The organism is Aromatoleum petrolei, assembly GCF_017894385.1.
Lineage (GTDB): Bacteria > Pseudomonadota > Gammaproteobacteria > Burkholderiales > Rhodocyclaceae > Aromatoleum > Aromatoleum petrolei.
The window spans coordinates 2466163-2482385 of sequence record NZ_CP059560.1; the positions used below are offsets into that span (position 1 = coordinate 2466163).

At 68.6% G+C, this 16223-nt stretch carries 15 protein-coding genes; 6 read left to right on the forward strand and 9 right to left on the reverse strand.

The features are described from left to right. Window positions 1-51: 51 nt before the first annotated feature. Both bamE and ToN1_RS11280 read right to left on the reverse strand, forming a co-directional pair. The gene (gene bamE, locus ToN1_RS11275; protein WP_244861030.1) at window positions 52-627 is read right to left on the reverse strand and encodes an outer membrane protein assembly factor BamE domain-containing protein; all 576 of its coding nucleotides are present in this window, start codon (window positions 625-627) and stop codon (window positions 52-54) included. A gap of 25 nt (window positions 628-652) precedes the next feature. Next, window positions 653-1138, reverse strand: coding sequence for a hypothetical protein (locus ToN1_RS11280; RefSeq protein ID WP_169208036.1), 486 nt, complete (start codon window positions 1136-1138; stop codon window positions 653-655). A gap of 228 nt (window positions 1139-1366) precedes the next feature. On the opposite strand from ToN1_RS11280, the gene ToN1_RS11285 reads away from it, so the two are divergent. The 6 genes from ToN1_RS11285 to ToN1_RS11310 all read left to right on the forward strand — a co-directional run bounded on the left by ToN1_RS11285 (window position 1367) and on the right by ToN1_RS11310 (window position 7944). Further along, window positions 1367-2479 carry a branched-chain amino acid ABC transporter substrate-binding protein gene (locus ToN1_RS11285; RefSeq protein WP_169208037.1) on the forward strand — a complete coding sequence of 371 codons (1113 nt, stop codon included), beginning with the start codon at window positions 1367-1369 and terminating at the stop codon, window positions 2477-2479. A 523-nt stretch (window positions 2480-3002) separates the two neighbouring features. Beyond that, window positions 3003-4118 (forward strand): branched-chain amino acid ABC transporter substrate-binding protein, encoded by a 1116-nt coding sequence (locus tag ToN1_RS11290; RefSeq protein WP_169208038.1) that lies wholly within the window; start codon window positions 3003-3005, stop codon window positions 4116-4118. Window positions 4119-4392: 274 nt separating this feature from the next. Continuing rightward, on the forward strand, window positions 4393-5325 hold the full coding sequence (locus ToN1_RS11295) for a branched-chain amino acid ABC transporter permease (RefSeq protein WP_169208039.1): 933 nt from the start codon (window positions 4393-4395) through the stop codon (window positions 5323-5325). Between the two features lie 18 nt (window positions 5326-5343). After that, a complete protein-coding gene (locus ToN1_RS11300; RefSeq protein WP_169208040.1) occupies window positions 5344-6444 on the forward strand; it encodes an ABC transporter permease subunit in 1101 nt (366 codons plus the stop codon). Further along, complete coding sequence (locus ToN1_RS11305) at window positions 6441-7217, forward strand: ABC transporter ATP-binding protein (RefSeq protein ID WP_169208041.1); 777 nt, start codon at window positions 6441-6443, stop codon at window positions 7215-7217. The genes ToN1_RS11300 and ToN1_RS11305 overlap by 4 nt, the downstream gene beginning before the upstream one ends. Further along, the gene (locus ToN1_RS11310) at window positions 7207-7944 is read left to right on the forward strand and encodes an ABC transporter ATP-binding protein (protein ID WP_169208042.1); all 738 of its coding nucleotides are present in this window, start codon (window positions 7207-7209) and stop codon (window positions 7942-7944) included. The genes ToN1_RS11305 and ToN1_RS11310 overlap by 11 nt, the downstream gene beginning before the upstream one ends. 147 nt (window positions 7945-8091) lie before the next feature. Here ToN1_RS11310 and ToN1_RS11315 read toward each other — a convergent pair whose 3' ends face one another. The 7 genes from ToN1_RS11315 to ToN1_RS11345 are packed head-to-tail and all read right to left on the reverse strand — an operon-like array spanning window position 8092 to window position 16183. Then, window positions 8092-8937: a fumarylacetoacetate hydrolase family protein gene (locus ToN1_RS11315; RefSeq protein ID WP_169208043.1), complete on the reverse strand. Its 846-nt coding sequence runs from the start codon at window positions 8935-8937 to the stop codon at window positions 8092-8094. A gap of 5 nt (window positions 8938-8942) precedes the next feature. Continuing rightward, on the reverse strand, window positions 8943-9797 hold the full coding sequence (locus ToN1_RS11320; RefSeq protein WP_169208044.1) for an SDR family NAD(P)-dependent oxidoreductase: 855 nt from the start codon (window positions 9795-9797) through the stop codon (window positions 8943-8945). After that, window positions 9742-12369, reverse strand: a complete 2628-nt coding sequence (locus ToN1_RS11325; protein ID WP_169208045.1) for a PEP/pyruvate-binding domain-containing protein — start codon at window positions 12367-12369, stop codon at window positions 9742-9744. The genes ToN1_RS11320 and ToN1_RS11325 overlap by 56 nt, the downstream gene beginning before the upstream one ends. Continuing rightward, a complete protein-coding gene (locus ToN1_RS11330; RefSeq protein ID WP_244861031.1) occupies window positions 12366-13346 on the reverse strand; it encodes a peptidase U32 family protein in 981 nt (326 codons plus the stop codon). The genes ToN1_RS11325 and ToN1_RS11330 overlap by 4 nt, the downstream gene beginning before the upstream one ends. Further along, complete coding sequence (locus ToN1_RS11335) at window positions 13343-14290, reverse strand: ABC transporter substrate-binding protein (protein WP_169208046.1); 948 nt, start codon at window positions 14288-14290, stop codon at window positions 13343-13345. Before ToN1_RS11335 ends, ToN1_RS11330 begins: the two co-directional genes overlap by 4 nt. After that, entirely contained in the window at window positions 14280-15236 is a 957-nt protein-coding gene (locus tag ToN1_RS11340; RefSeq protein WP_169208047.1) for a peptidase U32 family protein, read from the reverse strand. Before ToN1_RS11340 ends, ToN1_RS11335 begins: the two co-directional genes overlap by 11 nt. After that, on the reverse strand, window positions 15236-16183 hold the full coding sequence (locus ToN1_RS11345) for a peptidase U32 family protein (RefSeq protein WP_169208048.1): 948 nt from the start codon (window positions 16181-16183) through the stop codon (window positions 15236-15238). Before ToN1_RS11345 ends, ToN1_RS11340 begins: the two co-directional genes overlap by 1 nt. Window positions 16184-16223: the final 40 nt, after the last annotated feature.

Below are 16223 nucleotides of genomic sequence, written 5' to 3' on the forward strand. Positions count from 1 at the left end.
TGTCAATATATTGTGACAGTATACCGGCAGAACCCGCGGCGCCCGGCGCGGTCAGCGGACGGACGCGAGGTGGCGCAGACGCAGGGGATGGGGCGGAAATGGTGGGAGCGCGGGGAATCCGCTGCGCCCGCCCATCTCGGGGCCGTCGTGCGGAAAGAGGTAGGTCCGGCTCGTGCGCACGACTCTGCCGTCGATGAAGTGCACATTGAAATAGGTGGCGATGCCCGGACCGTCGTTCTCGATGTTCCAGTCCCACACCTCTTCCCCGCTCAGGTGGAAAATCTCGACGGAGCGGTGGGCGCCGAGCAGGCGCGACACCTGTTCGCGCGTCATGCCGGGCTCGACGCGGGCAAGGTTCTCGAAGGACAGCGCGTTTTCCTGCCGCAGCACGGTGCCGGCCGCGTCCACCGTGATCATCAGCGTGGCATGGCCGTAGGGCTGCGTCGAGTACTCCAGCGTGCGTGTGCCGTCCTCGTTGTGCCAGCGCCGCGCGGGCTCGCCATGCACGGCGATGGCCTCGGCCTCGCTCGCCAGCGGACGGAGGCCGCCCGTCAGCGCACAGCCGGCAGCCAGCGCCGCAATCGCAAGCAGCGTCGCGACACGTGATCCGAAACGGCGGACTTTCACCTGCGCTGCGTCCCCGCTCACACCCTTACGGCCGCGGTTCGACGAAGCGGCTCGTGCGTGCAACACGCCCATCGTCATTGAAATGCACCAGGAAAAACACCGCATCGCCCGATACCTCCTTGCCGACGCGCCAGCCCCACACCGTTTCCTTCGCGAGTTCGAAGCGCTCGCGCGTGCCGGGCGCGCCGAGGATGCGCCGCACCTCGTCGCCGGTCATGCCTCTTTCGATGCGCGCGAAGTTGTTTTCGTTCAGCACCTGCTCGACCTTGCGCAGCACCTCGTCGCTGCCGATTGTCATCATGAAGCACTCCGTGCCCATGGGCTGACGGGAATACTCCCACGTCACCGAGCCGTCATCGTTGTGCCATTCCATCTGCGGCGGGCCGAAGCGCTGGCGCACGTCGGCGGCCGTCGACACGCCCGGCTCAAGCTCCTTCAGGTTGAAATGATCGCAGGCGGCGAGTCCCAGCGCGGCGAGCAGGCTGCACAACAGGGCGAACAGGCGATTCATCGGGCATAGTCTCCTCGAGTACGGCAAACGACGCTGCCGGCTCACCGGATTATGTCGGCACAGGACCGGGGCGGGCCAGCGTGCATGTCCCAGCACCGTCACGCTGGGCGTATCGTCAATCGCGGCAGGGACGATGCGGGAATTGCAGGCTAGAATCGCACCATACCGGAGCGCGGCACAATCGCGAACCGGCCCCCTGTCCGCTTACAACGCTTCGGAGAACGGTTCATGAAGAAGACCCTGATCGCCCTCGCACTCGCCGCGGCCGGCCTGTCCGCCGCCCACGCCCAGACCGTCGTCAAGATCGGCCACGCCGGCCCGCTCACCGGTCCGATCGCCCACATCGGCAAGGACGGAGAAAACGGCGTGCGCCTCGCGATCGAGGACGCCAACGCCAAGGGCACCACGATCGGCGGCCAGAAGGTCAAGTTCGAGCTCGTCAGCGAGGACGATCAGGCCGACCCGCGGACCGCGACGACCGTCGCGCAACGCCTGACCGACGCGGGTGTGAAGGGCGTGGTCGGCCACGTGACCTCGGGCGCATCCATCCCCGCCTCGCGCATCTACGAACAGGCCGGCGTGCCGGTCATCACGCCGTCCTCGACCAACCCGAAGCTCACGCAGCAGGGCTACAAGGTGACCTTCCGCGTCATCGCCAACGACCTGCAGCAGGGCGCGGCGATGGCCAAGTACGCCAACAAGCTGGGCGCGAAGAAGGTCGCGATCATCGACGACCGCACCGCCTACGGCCAGGGCCTCGCCGATGCCTTCGCCGAAAGCCTGAAGAAGGAGGGCGTACAGGTGGTGGGCCGCGAGTTCACCAACGACAAGGCCACCGACTTCACCGCCATCCTCACCAAGCTCAAGGGCAAGCAGCCCGATGCCGTGTTCTTCGGCGGCATGGACGCACAGGCCGCGCCGATGCTGCGCCAGATGAAACAGCTCGGCATCGGCGCGAAGTTCCTCGGCGGCGACGGCGCCTGCACCGGCGAGATGATCAAGCTCGGGGGCGACGCGATGAGCGGCGACGCGTACTGCACGCAGGCCGGCATCCCGATGGACAAGATGCCGGGCGGTGCCGCGTTCAACAAGCGCTTCAAGGAAGTGTACAAGGGCGACGTGCAGCTTTACGCGCCGTACAGCTACGACGCGGCAATGGCGTTGATCGAGGCCATGAAGGCCGCGGGCTCGGTGGAGCCGGCGAAGTACCTGCCGTCGCTGCAGAAGCTCAATATCTCGGGCGTGACCGGCACGATCGCGTTCGACAAGAACGGTGACATCCGCGACGGCGGCGTCACGCTGTACCGATTTCAGGGCGGCAAGTGGGAAGCTCTGAACTGATCGCATGACCGGAGCACCGCACCACGAGCGTGCGGCGCGCGGCAGGAACGAACCCGATCGGGGCGCTGCGGCGCCCCTTTCTTCTGCCTGCAGGCGCCTGCAGCGCGGCTCCGGACGGGCGGGCGCCGCAGCATTAGGGTTTTCCACAATCTGGCATGACTTGTGCGATGCACCATGCGTGCAAACACAGGCCAGTCCCTTGGAAACCCGCACCAGCTGACGATCCAGGCCCGTCGCGCACGTTTTCGTCATCGGCGATGTCGGACCCCGGCAACACCTTGCTGCACTGCAGAAGGCCGGATCCCGCACATCACTGTTGCAATTCGCGCATCACGGTCTGTTTTTGGGCAGAATACGCGGACTTTTCAGCCCCCCGGGACCGTTGCACCGCAGCGGTGATAGTCGGGGGCGAACGGAAAGGCGGTATCACGTGTAGCACCCTGGCGGCCCTTCGGCGCTCACGAAGGCTGGAAGTGTCGTTCAGGCCCTCAATCTCACGAATCGATCTCGCTGGAGGAGAAACATGAAGCAAACCGTCGTCGCACTCGCGATCATGGGCATTGGCCTGTCCGTCGCCCAAGCGCAGGAGATGGTCGTCAAGCTGGGCAGCGTCGCCCCGCTGACCGGCACCATCTCCCACCTCGGCAAGGACAACGAAAACGGCGCACGCCTCGCCGTCGAGGACGCCAATGCCAAAGGCGTCACCATCGGCGGCAAGAAGGTCAAGTTCGAGCTGATGGGCGAGGACGACCAGGCCGACCCCCGCACCGGCACCACGGTCGCGCAGCGTCTCGTCGACGCCGGCGTGAAGGGCGTCGTCGGCCACCTGAACTCCGGCACCACGATCCCGGCCTCGCGCATCTACAACCAGGCCGGCGTGCCGATGATCTCGCCCTCGGCAACCAACCCGACGCTCACGCGCCAGGGCTACAAGGCGGTGTTCCGCACGATCGCCAACGACGTGCAGCAAGGCGGCGTGCTGGGCAAGTTCATCGTCGGCCCGCTCGCGGCGAGGACCGTCGCGATCATCGACGACCGCACCGCGTACGGTCAGGGCCTCGCCGACGAAACCGAGAAGGCGGTGAAGGCGGGCGGCGGCAAGATCGTCGCGCGCGAATTCACGAACGACAAGGCCACCGACTTCAACGCGATCCTGACCAAGATTCGCGGCGCCAAGCCCGACGTGATCTTCTTCGGCGGCATGGACGCCCAGGGCGGCCCGATGCTGCGCCAGCTAAAGCAACTCGGCGTGGAAGCCAAGTTCGTCACCGGCGACGGCGGCTGCAGCCCCGAGATGATCAAGCTCGCCGGCGAGGCGCTCGGCGCCAATGCGTACTGCTCGATGGCCGGCCTGCCGATCGAGAAGATGCCGGGCGGCACCGAGTTCCGCAACCGCTACAAGGCGCGCTTCAATCAGGACGTCCAGATCTACTCGCCCTACGCCTATGACGCGGCAACGTCGATGATCAACGCGATGCAGGCAGCCAATTCCGTCGAGCCGGCCAAGTACCTGCCCGAACTGAAGAAGAGCAACTTCTCCGGCGTGACCGGCACGGTGGCCTTCGACGAACTCGGCGACATCAAGGACGGCGCGATCACGATGTACCAGTTCAAGGCCGGCACCTGGGCACCGATGTAATTCCGGTGGTCATTCCGGCCCGACAGTCTGGATGACCCGAAGCGGGGGTTGCGATCACGCAGCACGATCGCACCCCCTTTTTTGTGACTCTCGCGACTTGTAACCCGATGTATTTTCAGCCTTGCAGCGGTTTGGCCGACACACCCGCGCCGAACCCCGAGCGTGTGCGAACGGCGCACGCGAAAACAGCGTCCGAACGGCGGACCGGCCTCACGACGGCCACCCCGCATCATTCATCCCTGTGCGGCCCGCACCCGACCTTCCGAGGGTAAACATGGAAATCTTTCTTCAACAGATCGTGAATGGCCTCGTCGTCGGTAGCGTGTATGCGCTCGTCGCCCTCGGCTACACGATGGTTTACGGCATCCTGGGCCTGATCAACTTCGCCCACGGTGACCTGGTGATGGTCGGCGCACTCACCGCCTTGCAGACCATGATGTTCCTGATGGGCGTAGCCCCCGGCATGTCGCCGATCGCGATGCTGACGCTGTCGCTGCTGGTGGCGGTCCCGGTGTGCATGCTGCTCGCGTTCACGATGGAGCGTCTCGCCTACCGCCCGCTGCGCAACGCGCCGCGTCTCGCACCGCTCATCACCGCGATCGGCGTGTCCTTCCTGCTGCAGACCCTGGCGATGATCATCTGGGGCCGCAACTACCACACCTTCCCGCAGCTGATCTCGACGACCCCGATTCAGCCGATCGAGGGCGTGTTCATCACGCCGATCCAGATCACGATCATCATTGTCTCGGCCCTGATGATGGCCGCACTGGTGCTGCTCGTCACCAAGACCAAGCTCGGCCGCGCGATGCGCGCCACCGCCGAGAACCATCGCGTCGCGGCGCTGATGGGGGTCGATACCAACATGATCATCGCGCTCACCTTCGTCATCGGCGCGGCGCTCGCGGCGGTCGCAGGCGTGATGTTCGCGAGCAACTACGGCATCGCGCACTACGGCATGGGCTTCATGCCGGGCCTGAAGGCCTTCACTGCCGCGGTGCTGGGCGGCATCGGCAATCTCGGCGGCGCGATGCTGGGCGGAGTGGTGCTGGGCCTCGTGGAGTCCTTCGGCGCCGGCTACATCGAGCACCTGACCTTCGGCTTCCTGAACTCGTCCTACCAGGACATCTTCGCCTTCATCATCCTCGGCCTCGTGCTCATCTTCCGGCCCACCGGCCTGCTGGGTGAACGCGTGTCCGACCGGGCATAACGCGGGAGTGACAAGAACATGAACGAACTCGCACTGGCCGTTCCCTGGCTGGGCAAACGCAACCCGCAGGCCGCGCGCTGGCTCGTGATCGCGATCGCGATCGGCGCGCCACTGGTAGCGATGATGTTCGGCCGCACCTGGGTGCGCGTGCTGGACTTCGCGCTGCTGTACATCCTGCTGGCGCTGGGCCTGAACCTCGTCGTCGGCTTCGCCGGCCTGCTGGACCTGGGCTACATCGCGTTCTACGCGGTCGGCGCCTACACGGCGGCCTTCCTCGCGTCGCCGCACTTCGACCTGCACATGCCGATCTGGATCGTGCTGCCGCTGGCAGCCTTCTTCGCGGCGATGGCGGGCATCACGCTGGGCTTCCCGGTCTTGCGATTGCGAGGAGACTACCTGGCGATCGTCACACTGGGTTTCGGCGAGATCGTGCGCATCTTCATGAACAACCTGAACTACCCGATCAACATCACGAACGGGCCGCAGGGGATCAACTCACTCGACCCGATCATGCTGTTCGGCTGGGACCTGTCGCGCAATCTCCAGGTGACCGAGGAACTCGCAGTCAACTCGTTGTTCCTCTATTACTACTTCTTCCTCGCGTGCGTGGTCGGCTCGATCATCTTCATCCAGCGCCTGCAGATCTCGCGCGTGGGCCGCGCATGGGCCGCGATGCGCGACGACGAGCTCGCCGCCAAGGCAATCGGCATCAACACGCGCAACATGAAGCTGCTGGCGTTTTCCCTCGGCGCGACCTTTGGCGGCGTGTCGGGCGTGCTGTTTGGAACCTTCCAGGGATTCGTCTCGCCCGAATCGTTCTCGCTGATGGAGTCGATTGCGGTGCTGACGATGGTGGTGTTCGGCGGCATGGGCAACATCGCCGGCGCGATCGTCGGCGCGATTATCCTCTCCGCCCTGCCCGAAATCCTCCGTCACCTCGCCGTGCCGGTGCAGCAGGCCGTGTTCGGCCACGTGCTGCTCGACCCCGAAGTGCTCCGCATGCTGCTGCTGTCGCTCGCGATGATCCTGATGATGCTGCTCCGCCCGGCCGGGCTGATCCCGGCCAACGCCAAGTATTCCCACATCCGCCACCTGAAGGCCAAGGGGGTGACCGAATGATCACGCTCCTCGAAGCCCGCAACATCGGCAAGCGCTTCGGCGGCCTGCAGGCGCTCTCCGACGTGTCGCTGACGATCCGCAAGGGCGAGGTGTATGGCCTCATCGGCCCGAACGGTGCCGGCAAGACCACCTTCTTCAACGTGCTCACGGGCGCCTACACGCCGGACGGGGGCGAGTTCGTGTTCAACGGCACGGTGCTGCCCTCGGGCAAGCCGCACCTGGTGGTGGCACAGGGCATCGCGCGCACCTTCCAGAACATCCGCCTGTTCCGCGAGCTGACCGCACTCGAGAACGTGATGGCCGGCCACCACATCCGCACCACGGCGGGCGTATGGGGCATCCTCACGCAGAACCGGCACACGGTGGAGGAGGAACGCCTCACCACCGAGCGCGCCTACGAGTTGCTCAAGTACGTGGGGATCGAACGCTTCGCCACCGCGACCGCGAAGAACCTCTCCTACGGCGACCAACGCCGTCTCGAGATCGCTCGTGCACTGGCGACCGAGCCGCAGCTGCTGGCCCTCGACGAGCCCGCCGCGGGCATGAATGCGACCGAGACCGTACAGCTCAAGAGCCTCATCGAGCAGATTCGCGGCGACGGCATCACGGTGCTGCTGATCGAGCACGACGTGAAGCTCGTGATGGGACTGTGCGACCGCATCGCGGTGCTCGACTTCGGACGCAAGATCGCCGAGGACGTCCCGGCCGAGGTGCAGAAGAACGAAGCCGTGATCGGCGCCTACCTCGGCGGAGGCCACAAGCATGCACACTAATCCCAACGCCCCTCTGCTCCAGCTCTCCGGCATGGAAGTCGCCTACGGCGGCATCAAGGCCGTGAAGGGCATCGACCTGGAACTGTACCGCGGCGAGCTCGTGAGCCTGATCGGTGCGAATGGCGCGGGCAAGACCACCACGCTCAACGCCATCGCCGGCAGCCTGAAGATCGCCGGCGGCGAGATCCTGTACGAGGGCGACAAGGTGCATGTGCTGCCGGCGCACAAGCGCCTGCGCCGCGGCATCGCGCTCGTGCCGGAAGGGCGCGGCATCTTCACGCGCCTCACGGTCGAAGAGAACCTGCGCATGGGCGCCTACACGCGCAACGACACGGCCGCCATCGAGCAGGATCTGGAGCGCGTGTATACGATGCTGCCGCGCGTGAAGGAACGCCTCGCACAGGTGGCCGGCACGCTGTCGGGCGGCGAGCAGCAGATGGTCGCGATCGGCCGCGCGCTGCTGTCGCGCCCCAAGCTGCTGCTGCTCGACGAACCGTCGATGGGCCTCGCGCCGCTGGTGGTGGAAAAGATCTTCGAAGTCGTGCAATCGGTCGCCAAGGAAGGCGTGACGATCCTGCTCGTGGAGCAGAACGCCAACCTGGCGCTGGAGTTCTCGCAGCGCGCCTACGTGATGGAGTCGGGCAAGATCACGCTCACCGGCTCGGGGGCGGAGCTGCTGACTAATCCCAAGGTGCGCGCCGCCTATCTGGGCGAAGAAGCGGCCTGACGCAGCCGACTCTCGCACAATGAAAACGGGCGCCGAGCGAAGAACTCGGCGCCCGTTTTCATTTCCGGACCCGAAGGCCGATTCCGCTCACTGTGCTGCGACGAGCGTGAAGACGTCGGCGCACGCGTGACTTGCACGACGCAGCGTTCAGGGTCGGAAGGAACGTACCTGCGAGCGCTGTTCCCCCAGGCCCGCAATAGCGAGTTGCATCGTCTGTCCGGGCCGCAGGAAGCGCGGCGGCGATTGCAGGAAGCCGCTGCCGGGCGGCGTGCCGGTGAGGAGGATGTCGCCGACGTGCAGGGTCATGTAGCGGCTGGCGCAGGCGACGAGTTCGGCGCAGGTGAACAGCATGTCGGCGGTGTTCGCGGCCTGCATCGTCTTGCCGTCGAGGGTGAGCTTCAGATCGAGCGCCTGCGGGTCGGGGATCTCGTCATGGGTGACGAGCCAGGGGCCCAGCGGGCAGAAGGTGTCGCAGCTCTTGCCCTTGTCCCAGGTGGGTCCGCGCTCGAACTGGAAAGCGCGTTCGGAGAGATCGTTGGCGATGCAGTAGCCGGCGACGTGGGCGAGCGCGCGTTCGGGCGAGATGCGGCTGGCGCGGCGGCCGATGACCAGCGCGAGTTCGACTTCCCAGTCGGCGCGCGTGGCGCCGGGCGGCAGGCGCACCGGGTCGCGCGCGCCGCACAGCGAGGACGGGGCTTTCAGGAACAGGATGGGCTCGTCGGGCAGGGGGTAGCCGGCGGCGACGTGGGCGCGGTAGTTCAGGCCTGCAGCGACGATCTTGCCGACCCCGGTGACGGGCACGCCCAGACGCGGGCGGCCCGGTACCGCGGGAAGGGTCCGCGGGTCGAGGCCGCGCAGCGCGCGGAGCTTTGCGGGCGCGAGGGCGGAGGCGTCGACGTCCGCGACGTGGGCGGAGAGATCGCGCAGCACGCCGTTTCCGTCGATCAGCCCCGGACGTTCGCGGCCGCGCGGGCCGTAGCGGACGAGCTTCATGCGCCTCAGCCCGGCCAGGTGTGGCTGCCGCCAGCGTTCATCGCGAGGTTGCCGCCATCGACGGGCAGCAGCACGCCATTCACGGCGCGCGCGGCATCCGATGCGAGGAAGATCGCCGGACCGACGTAATCCTCGGGTTCGAGCAGGCGTCCCTGCGGCAGCCCGGCGAGGATGCGCGGCAGCACCTGGTCGCGGAAGCGCGGGTTGTCGAGATGGCCACGCAGGCCAGGGGTGAGGGTCTGCGCCGGGAGGATCGCATTCACGCGGATGCCGGCGCCGGCGTATTCGACCGCGAGCTCGCGCGTCATCTGGTGCACCGCCGCCTTGGTGCAGCCGTAGGGCAGTGCGCCGCGGCCGAGGGCGCTTTCGCCCGCGTTGGAGCCGATGTTGATGATGCTGCCCTGCCCTACCAGCAGCATGCGGCGCAACGCGGCCTGGCAGCAGCGGAAGTAGCCGCTGAGGTTCACGGCGAGCATGCGCTCCCAGTCGACGGGGGCCAGCTCGTGCGGACGCACGCGCGCGGGAAAGACGAAGGGGACGTTGACGAGAATGTCGAGGCGGCCGATGTCCTCGTCGATCGCGGCGAACAGCGCCTCGACGGCCTCCGCGTCGGCGATGTCCACGACGCGCGCGAGCGGCGCGGGCCCGATCGCGGCAAGTTCCCGTGCAGTCTGCGCGAGGCCGTCGGCATCGATGTCCGCGATTGCGACGCGGGCGCCGGCGCGCGCGAAGCCCAGCGCGAGCGCATGGCCGATGCCGCCGTTGGCACCGGCACCGGTAACCAGCGCGACGCGGCCGTCGAGGTCAAACCGCGGCGAACTGTTCGGTAACGTGGGCGACGGAGTCGCAGTGGGATTCATCGCTGTACCTTCCGGTGGAGGATTCGAGCAGGGCGACGCGGCCGCTGGCGCCGTCGAGGACGACGCGCGCGCCGTCGGCAATCAGGCGCGTCGCGTCGGGCAGCGCGACCGCGGGGATGCCGGCTTCGCGCGCTTGGCAGGCGCTGTGGGCAAGAAGGCCGCCGATTTCGACGACAAGTCCCGCGACGATGCGGAAGAGCGGCGTCACGCCGAGGTTGGCGGCGCGCAGGATGAGGATCTCGTCGCCGCGCCAGCCCTCCGCCGGCACGGGCTCGCCGGGCGCGAAGACGCGCGCGACGCCGCACACCTTGCCCGCCGACAGCGGCGTACCGCTCCAGGCGTTCGCCTCCTCCGCGTCCCCGGCGCCTGCGGCCGGCACGCCGATGGCATCGAGGCGCGAGCCGAACACGACGGCCGGAACACAGTGGAGGCGTGCGGCGAGACGGGCCAGCGCATGCTCGGCGGCACGACGCTCGGCGCGCCGGCGCAAGGCCGAGGGGTCGCGCAGCGCGGCAGGCAGTTCGCGCGAGTGGAGGTGGAAAATCAGTCCGTCGGGCCAGCCGAGGTGCGCCCCGAGGCGCAATGCGGCGTGGCGGATCAGCGCATGGACCGCCGTGTAGTGGTGCTTGATCGTCTCGCGCAGCGGCAGGAAATGCTGCGCCAAGGCGAGTGCCTCGAAGAGCGTCGCGCGCGCGGCATCGTCGACGCCGGCGGCGGCCAGCCGCCGTGCGAGCTCTGCTTCGGCCGTGCGGCGCGCTGCCTGCTGGTGCACAAACTCCGCCGCGGGCCGGCGGCCGCTCGCGCGCAGGTTCGCGAGCAGCTCGTCGAGGCGGCCGGGATTCTCGGCCAGGCGCGGCTCGGCGAGTTCGAGTTCGTTGTCGGCGCAGTGGCCGTAGGCCGCGAGGTAGTCCGCACGGCTGCGGCGCCCCTCGGCAACCTCTTCCAGCCACAGCCCCTGGCACGTGATCAGGCTGCCGGGCAGGCCGGACAGCAGACGCGCGCACAAGGCCTCGCCGTCCGGGCCGAGCAGGGTTTCGAGCGTGCGGCGGACCTCGGTCGCGAAGTGGAAGCCGAGCCGCGCCGCGATCACGAACTCGACGCAGGGCCCGGTGCGCAGGAAGCGCACGAGGCTGGACACCGTCACGACCAGCCGGCGCGGGTCGCCCGACGCAACGGCTCGTTCGAGTGCGTCCGGCACGGCGAGTTTCGGCGCGACCTGCGATTCGTAGCGGGCGCGGTAAGAGTGAGCCGCGACGCGTATGCCATGCTCGAAGCGATTCCGTGCGGCCGCGGCCGAAGCCTCGAGCGGAAGCCGGCCATACAGGCGCACTTCGGGGTAGTTCGCGAGCGAGGGGTCGGCTGCGATGCGATCGAGATAGCAGTCGACCGCCGGCTCCATGCCGTCGCCGAATGTCGCCGCATCGACTTCGAGGTTGAAGCAGAGCTGTCCGGCCACCAGCTCGTACAGGTGATCGACGCAGCGCGCATCGAAGCGGTAGCCAAGGCGGCGGCGCCCGGTGACGATCGCGCCGCGGCGGCCGGCGAAGATGTCGCGGAACAGGCCGAAGCTCATGGCGGTCGGGGTCGGCAGCAGTTCGCCGACGTTACCATTGCTGAGCACGAGCTGGCTGCCCTGCAGGAGGCCTCGCCGGCGCAGGTCGGCGAACTTGCGCGCGAGGCGCCGCCGCTCACCGGCGAGATAATTCTCCAGACCGCCCCCGCCTACCGTATTCGCAGCGACGAGCGGACGCGCCTGCAGCAGCCACACGCCGCACAGGTCGACGGCGAACTCGACATCCTGCGGCCCGCCGAAGAAGGCTTCGGCGCGCAGCGCGAGCAGGGCGACTTCGCGCGCCTCGGCGGGCGTCAGGCAGGCGGCGCGGGCGCGCTGCGGGCGCACCGCATGCGTACCGTCGACGGCGAGTGCCTCGCACTTGTGACCGATGCGCCGACTCAGCAGGCGGCCGGCGTGGGACAGCACGAAGCTGTCGCCGGCGTGCCGGCCCGCGGCGAGCGGTTCCGCCAGCCCCCATACCGCATCGACATGGACCTCGCGGCGCTTCGGGTCGAGCGGCGCGCGCGTGTAGGCGATGCCGGCGGCGACGGCCGGCACGAGGCGCTGCACGAGCACCGCCAGCGCCGCATCGGCGTGACCCAGCCGGGCGCGGTACTCGGCGGCAGCCGGGTCCGCCCACGACGCAATGCAGCGTTCCAGCGCGACGAGCAACGCTGCCTCGCCGTGCACGCCCAGTTCGGTGGCGTAGACGCCAGCATAGCTCGCGCCCTCGCCGTCTTCCTCGATCGCCGAGCTGCGCACCGCGACGCGCCCGCCGAGTTCGCGATAGGCCGCCAGCAGTGCGGCGCGCACGGCCTCGCGCCCTTCCCCGCCCGCTCGCCAGACCGCGATCGCCGCCGCGGTGACGCAGAAGCCGGGACTCACCGGGAAGCCCGCGGTGAGCAACAGACCCTGGCGCAGCGCCTTGTAGCCCACGGCGCGGGCGTCGGCCGGCGTGAGCGCGGCAAGGTCGCGGATCCAGGCGGACGCCGGCGGGGCGCCCTCCTCCCTACTCACGCTGCGACTCCGGCGTGGAGCGCGCGGCCGGCCCGCTCCGCGCCGCGGATGCGGGAGTCGTCGCGGTTGTCGCGCTCGCCGCTCCAGCGGTCCTTGAGTTCCAGCCATTCCGGCGCGAAGCTTTCGATGCGTTCGCCGCGCAGGGCCGCATCGAGCACGCGTCGGTAGAAGGCGACGATGTCGGCGACGAGCGGCGCGGAGCGTTCGCGCCCCGGAATCTTGAAGCGCTCGACGCCCATCGCGACGTATTCCGGCACTTCCCACAGCAGCAGCTCCGGACTGCTCTTCAGACGCGGCGAATCGGGATGCTGGCGTTCGCCGGCGGTGAGCGACCATTCGCCGCGACAGATGCGGTAGCAGCTGCCGCCACGCGCCGCCGAGCCGAGGTAGAGGTCCTTGTCGTCGTCGCCGCGCACGTGCTTGACGTGGAAGTAGCTGCTCGAATAGCAGCGCCCCGGGCAGATGCGCCCGCGATGCGGGTTCTGGAAGAGGAAGGCTTCGAGCTTCATCGGGCTCGCAGCGCGGATCTGCGCGGCCTCGTCCACACCCCAGCGGTAGGGCAGCACGACGTAGTCCGCCCCCAGCTCATCGTAGAAACGCACGTCCTCGACGTTGAACACGCCGGCAGTGACGCTGACGTGAATGTCCAGCGCGGGATGCGCGCGGCGCACCAGCGGGATCAGGCCGGGGTCGCACACCATCACGCCGGTGACGCCGATCTTCGCGAAGGTCGCGACACGGTCGAGGAAGAGGCCCACCTCGTCGGGCGCCGGCATCACGTTGATCGCGACGCGCACGTCCTTGCCGTCTCGCGCCGCCTCGGCAGCCAGCTCGGCGATCGCGCCGTCGTCGAGTTCGTCGGTCGCGGGGCGCCGACTCCAGCCGCGCGGGCCGACGTAGACCGAATCGGCGCCGCGCGCGAGCGACGCGTAAGCCATTTCGAGGCTGCCACCGGGGGCCATCAGGATCGTCATCATTCACCTCGGGAAAGGAGGCCGGCGGCGAGGAGGCCGGCCGGCAGGGCATGTCGGGGAGCGCCGGACGGCGCCATGAGGTCGGCCAGTTCCTGCAGGCGGTCGGTCATCTGCCGCGCCCACGGAAGGCCGACGCGGGCAAGCCATTTGCGCCGCAACGCGGCGCCCGCCCAGCTCCCCGCGGGCACGCGGGCGACGCGCGACCACAGGCCGGCATCCGCGCGCAGGCGGGCCACTGCGGTGGCGGCCGAGCGCGCGAAGCCCTCCACCAGGGCCGGCGCAGAGCACGCCAGCGCCTCGTGGCAGACGAAGAAGCTCGTCGGCACCAGAGGCCGCGGAACGGGAAAGCTCGCGAGCAGCCCGGCCAGGTCGCAGACCTCGCGGCAGGCACCAGCCGCGACGAGCGCGGGCACCTGGTGCCAGTACAGCAGCGCCGCGTCGAGCGCGCCGCCACACAAGGCATCATGCAACGCGCTCTTCGAGCCGAGGGCGACGCAGCTCGACACTTCGGCGGGATCGAAATCGTGGCGCAGCCGGCATGCGGCGCGCAGCAGCAGCCAGTTCTTGTCGTGCGCGTGGACGACGCCGATGCGTTTGCCTGGCAAATCCGCGAGGCCGCGCAGCACGCCCCCCCGCGGAGCGACGAGGCCGCCGAAGATCGCGCCATACGGGGCGACCGCGACGAGCGGCAGGCCCGAAGCGCGATGGCGTGCGAGCGACAGCCAATCGGTGTCGGCGAGCTCGACCTCGCCGGCGAGCAGCCGCGCCTCGGTCGCGTGGCGTTCGCCGCGCATGCGATCGTCGCCCAACTGCAATTCGAGGCGGTAGCCGTTGGCCTCGTCGAGCCCGCAGGCGATGATCGCGCGCATCAGCCAGGCGCCGCTGCCGGTGGCCTCGAAGGCGGCGCGCAGCGTCGGCAGCGCGTCGTGCGAGAGCTCAGCCGACATAGGCGGCGGCCCGGTCCATCAGGGTATCGACGCGTTTCGCCTTCTCCCGCACCCAGCGCCCGCGCAGTTCGGCGAGTTCCGCGGCGTGATGATCGAGATCGGTCGCGCCGGCAACGACCTCGTCGATCGCGCGGCGGTAGAAGCGCACGAGGTCGCGAATCATCGCGACCGGCCGCTCGCGCCCGGAAAGCTTGAAGCAGGTGACACCCGCGGCGACGAAGCCCGGCAGCTGCGCGAGCATCAGGCGCGCGTCGCGGCGCAGCTTGATCTCGATCGGATCGGCCCCCGCCGCGCCGAACTCCCAGTTCGCCTGGCACACGCGGTAGCACTCCTTCGCGCCACGGTTCGCGCTGCCGTGGAAGTCGCGCTGCCCCTCCACTTCCAGCCAGTCACGGAAACGCAGGTAGCTGCTCATGATGCATTTGCCGGGGCACAGCTTGCCGGTCTGCACCGTCTCGAACAGGAAGGTCTCCAGCCCGATATCGCTCACGCGCCGCAGCGCCTCGATCTCGGCGACGTCCCAGCGGTAGGGCAGGATGATCACGTCCGCACCCGCGTCGCGGTAGAAGGCGGCGTCGGCGAGGTTGCTGATGCCGCTGCCGATGCTGACATGCAGCACCGTGCCGGGGAGCTCGCGGCGCAGCGCGCGCAGCAGGCCGATGTCGGTCACGATGAAGCCCGAGGCGCCGTCGGCCGCGTAGCGCTCCGCCTTGTCGACGAAGCGGCCGAAGTCGTAGGGCGTCGGGAAGGTGTTGAGCACGACGCGCAGCTCCGCCCCGCCCGCGCGGGCATAGGCGGCGGCCTCGCGGATCGCGTCGTCGCTCATCTCGGACTCGTAGGGGCGGCGCGAGAAGCCGAGCGGGCCGACGTAGAGAATGTCGGCGCCTTCGTCGACCGCCGCACGCGCCATCTCCAGCGAGCCGGCGGGGGCGAGCAACTTGGCCATCAGCAGTTCCGCCCGATGTAGCGCTGGCCAGCGCCTTCGAAGTAGTAGCCGTTGCACAGGCCTTCGCGCGCGAGGCCCGCGAGCGTGTCGAGCACCGGCGCGAAGTCGCCCGCAGCATCGCCGGCGAAGGCGCGGGACAGCGCATCGCGGTAGATGCGCCCGACCTTCGCCGCGTAGCCCGGCGCCTCGCCCTTGTTATGCACGTAGAAGTGCTTGAGCCCCATTGCGGCGAGCTTCTCGCCGTGCTCGACCATGCACAGGTCCTTGCCCGAGAGCGTCATGCGGCCGGTGTCCTTGAGCGACCAGTCGGCGCGACTACCGTCGCCACGGCCACGCTTGAGCCAGTGCTCCTGCGTGCATTGGTAGGAACAGCTGCCGTCGCCGCACGCTCCCGCCGCGCCGTCCTCGCTGTGTTCGAGGATGAAACAGGTCTCGGAGATCACCAGCGGGATCTTGCCGTGCACCGCCACCAGCACCTCCACGCCGGCGTGTTCGGCGATGTAGCGCACCTCGTCGAGCGACAGCTCCGGGTTCGGATAGACGCGCGTGACGCCGTGGCCCTTCAGCACCTTCGCCGTCTCGTGCGTGTACAGGTTGCCGAACACGCCGAGGTGGATCGGCACCGTGCAGCCGCGCTCGCGCAGCATGCGCAGCACGCCGAGGTTGTGCACCTCGATCGCATCGAAAGGCAGCGCCAGCGCGGTGTCGATGTGCTCCGCGACCCACGGCAGATCGTCGTTGCCCGGCACCGCATAGAGGCGCAGGTAGGCCTTCTGGCCGCGCTCGTGTACGTGCCGGAGACCGGCTTCGAGCAGCTCGGCATGCGAGCTGAAGTTGTTCGGGTACTCGGGGCAGGAGAAATCGCCCAGGTAGAGCGCGTCGTAGGCGGAGAAGTCGCCCTCGCGCAGTTCCTTCAGGTTGCCGACGTCGGTGGATAGTTCGAACATGTGCTGTCTCCTCGCAAGGGGATGGGATTTCTGGTGCCGC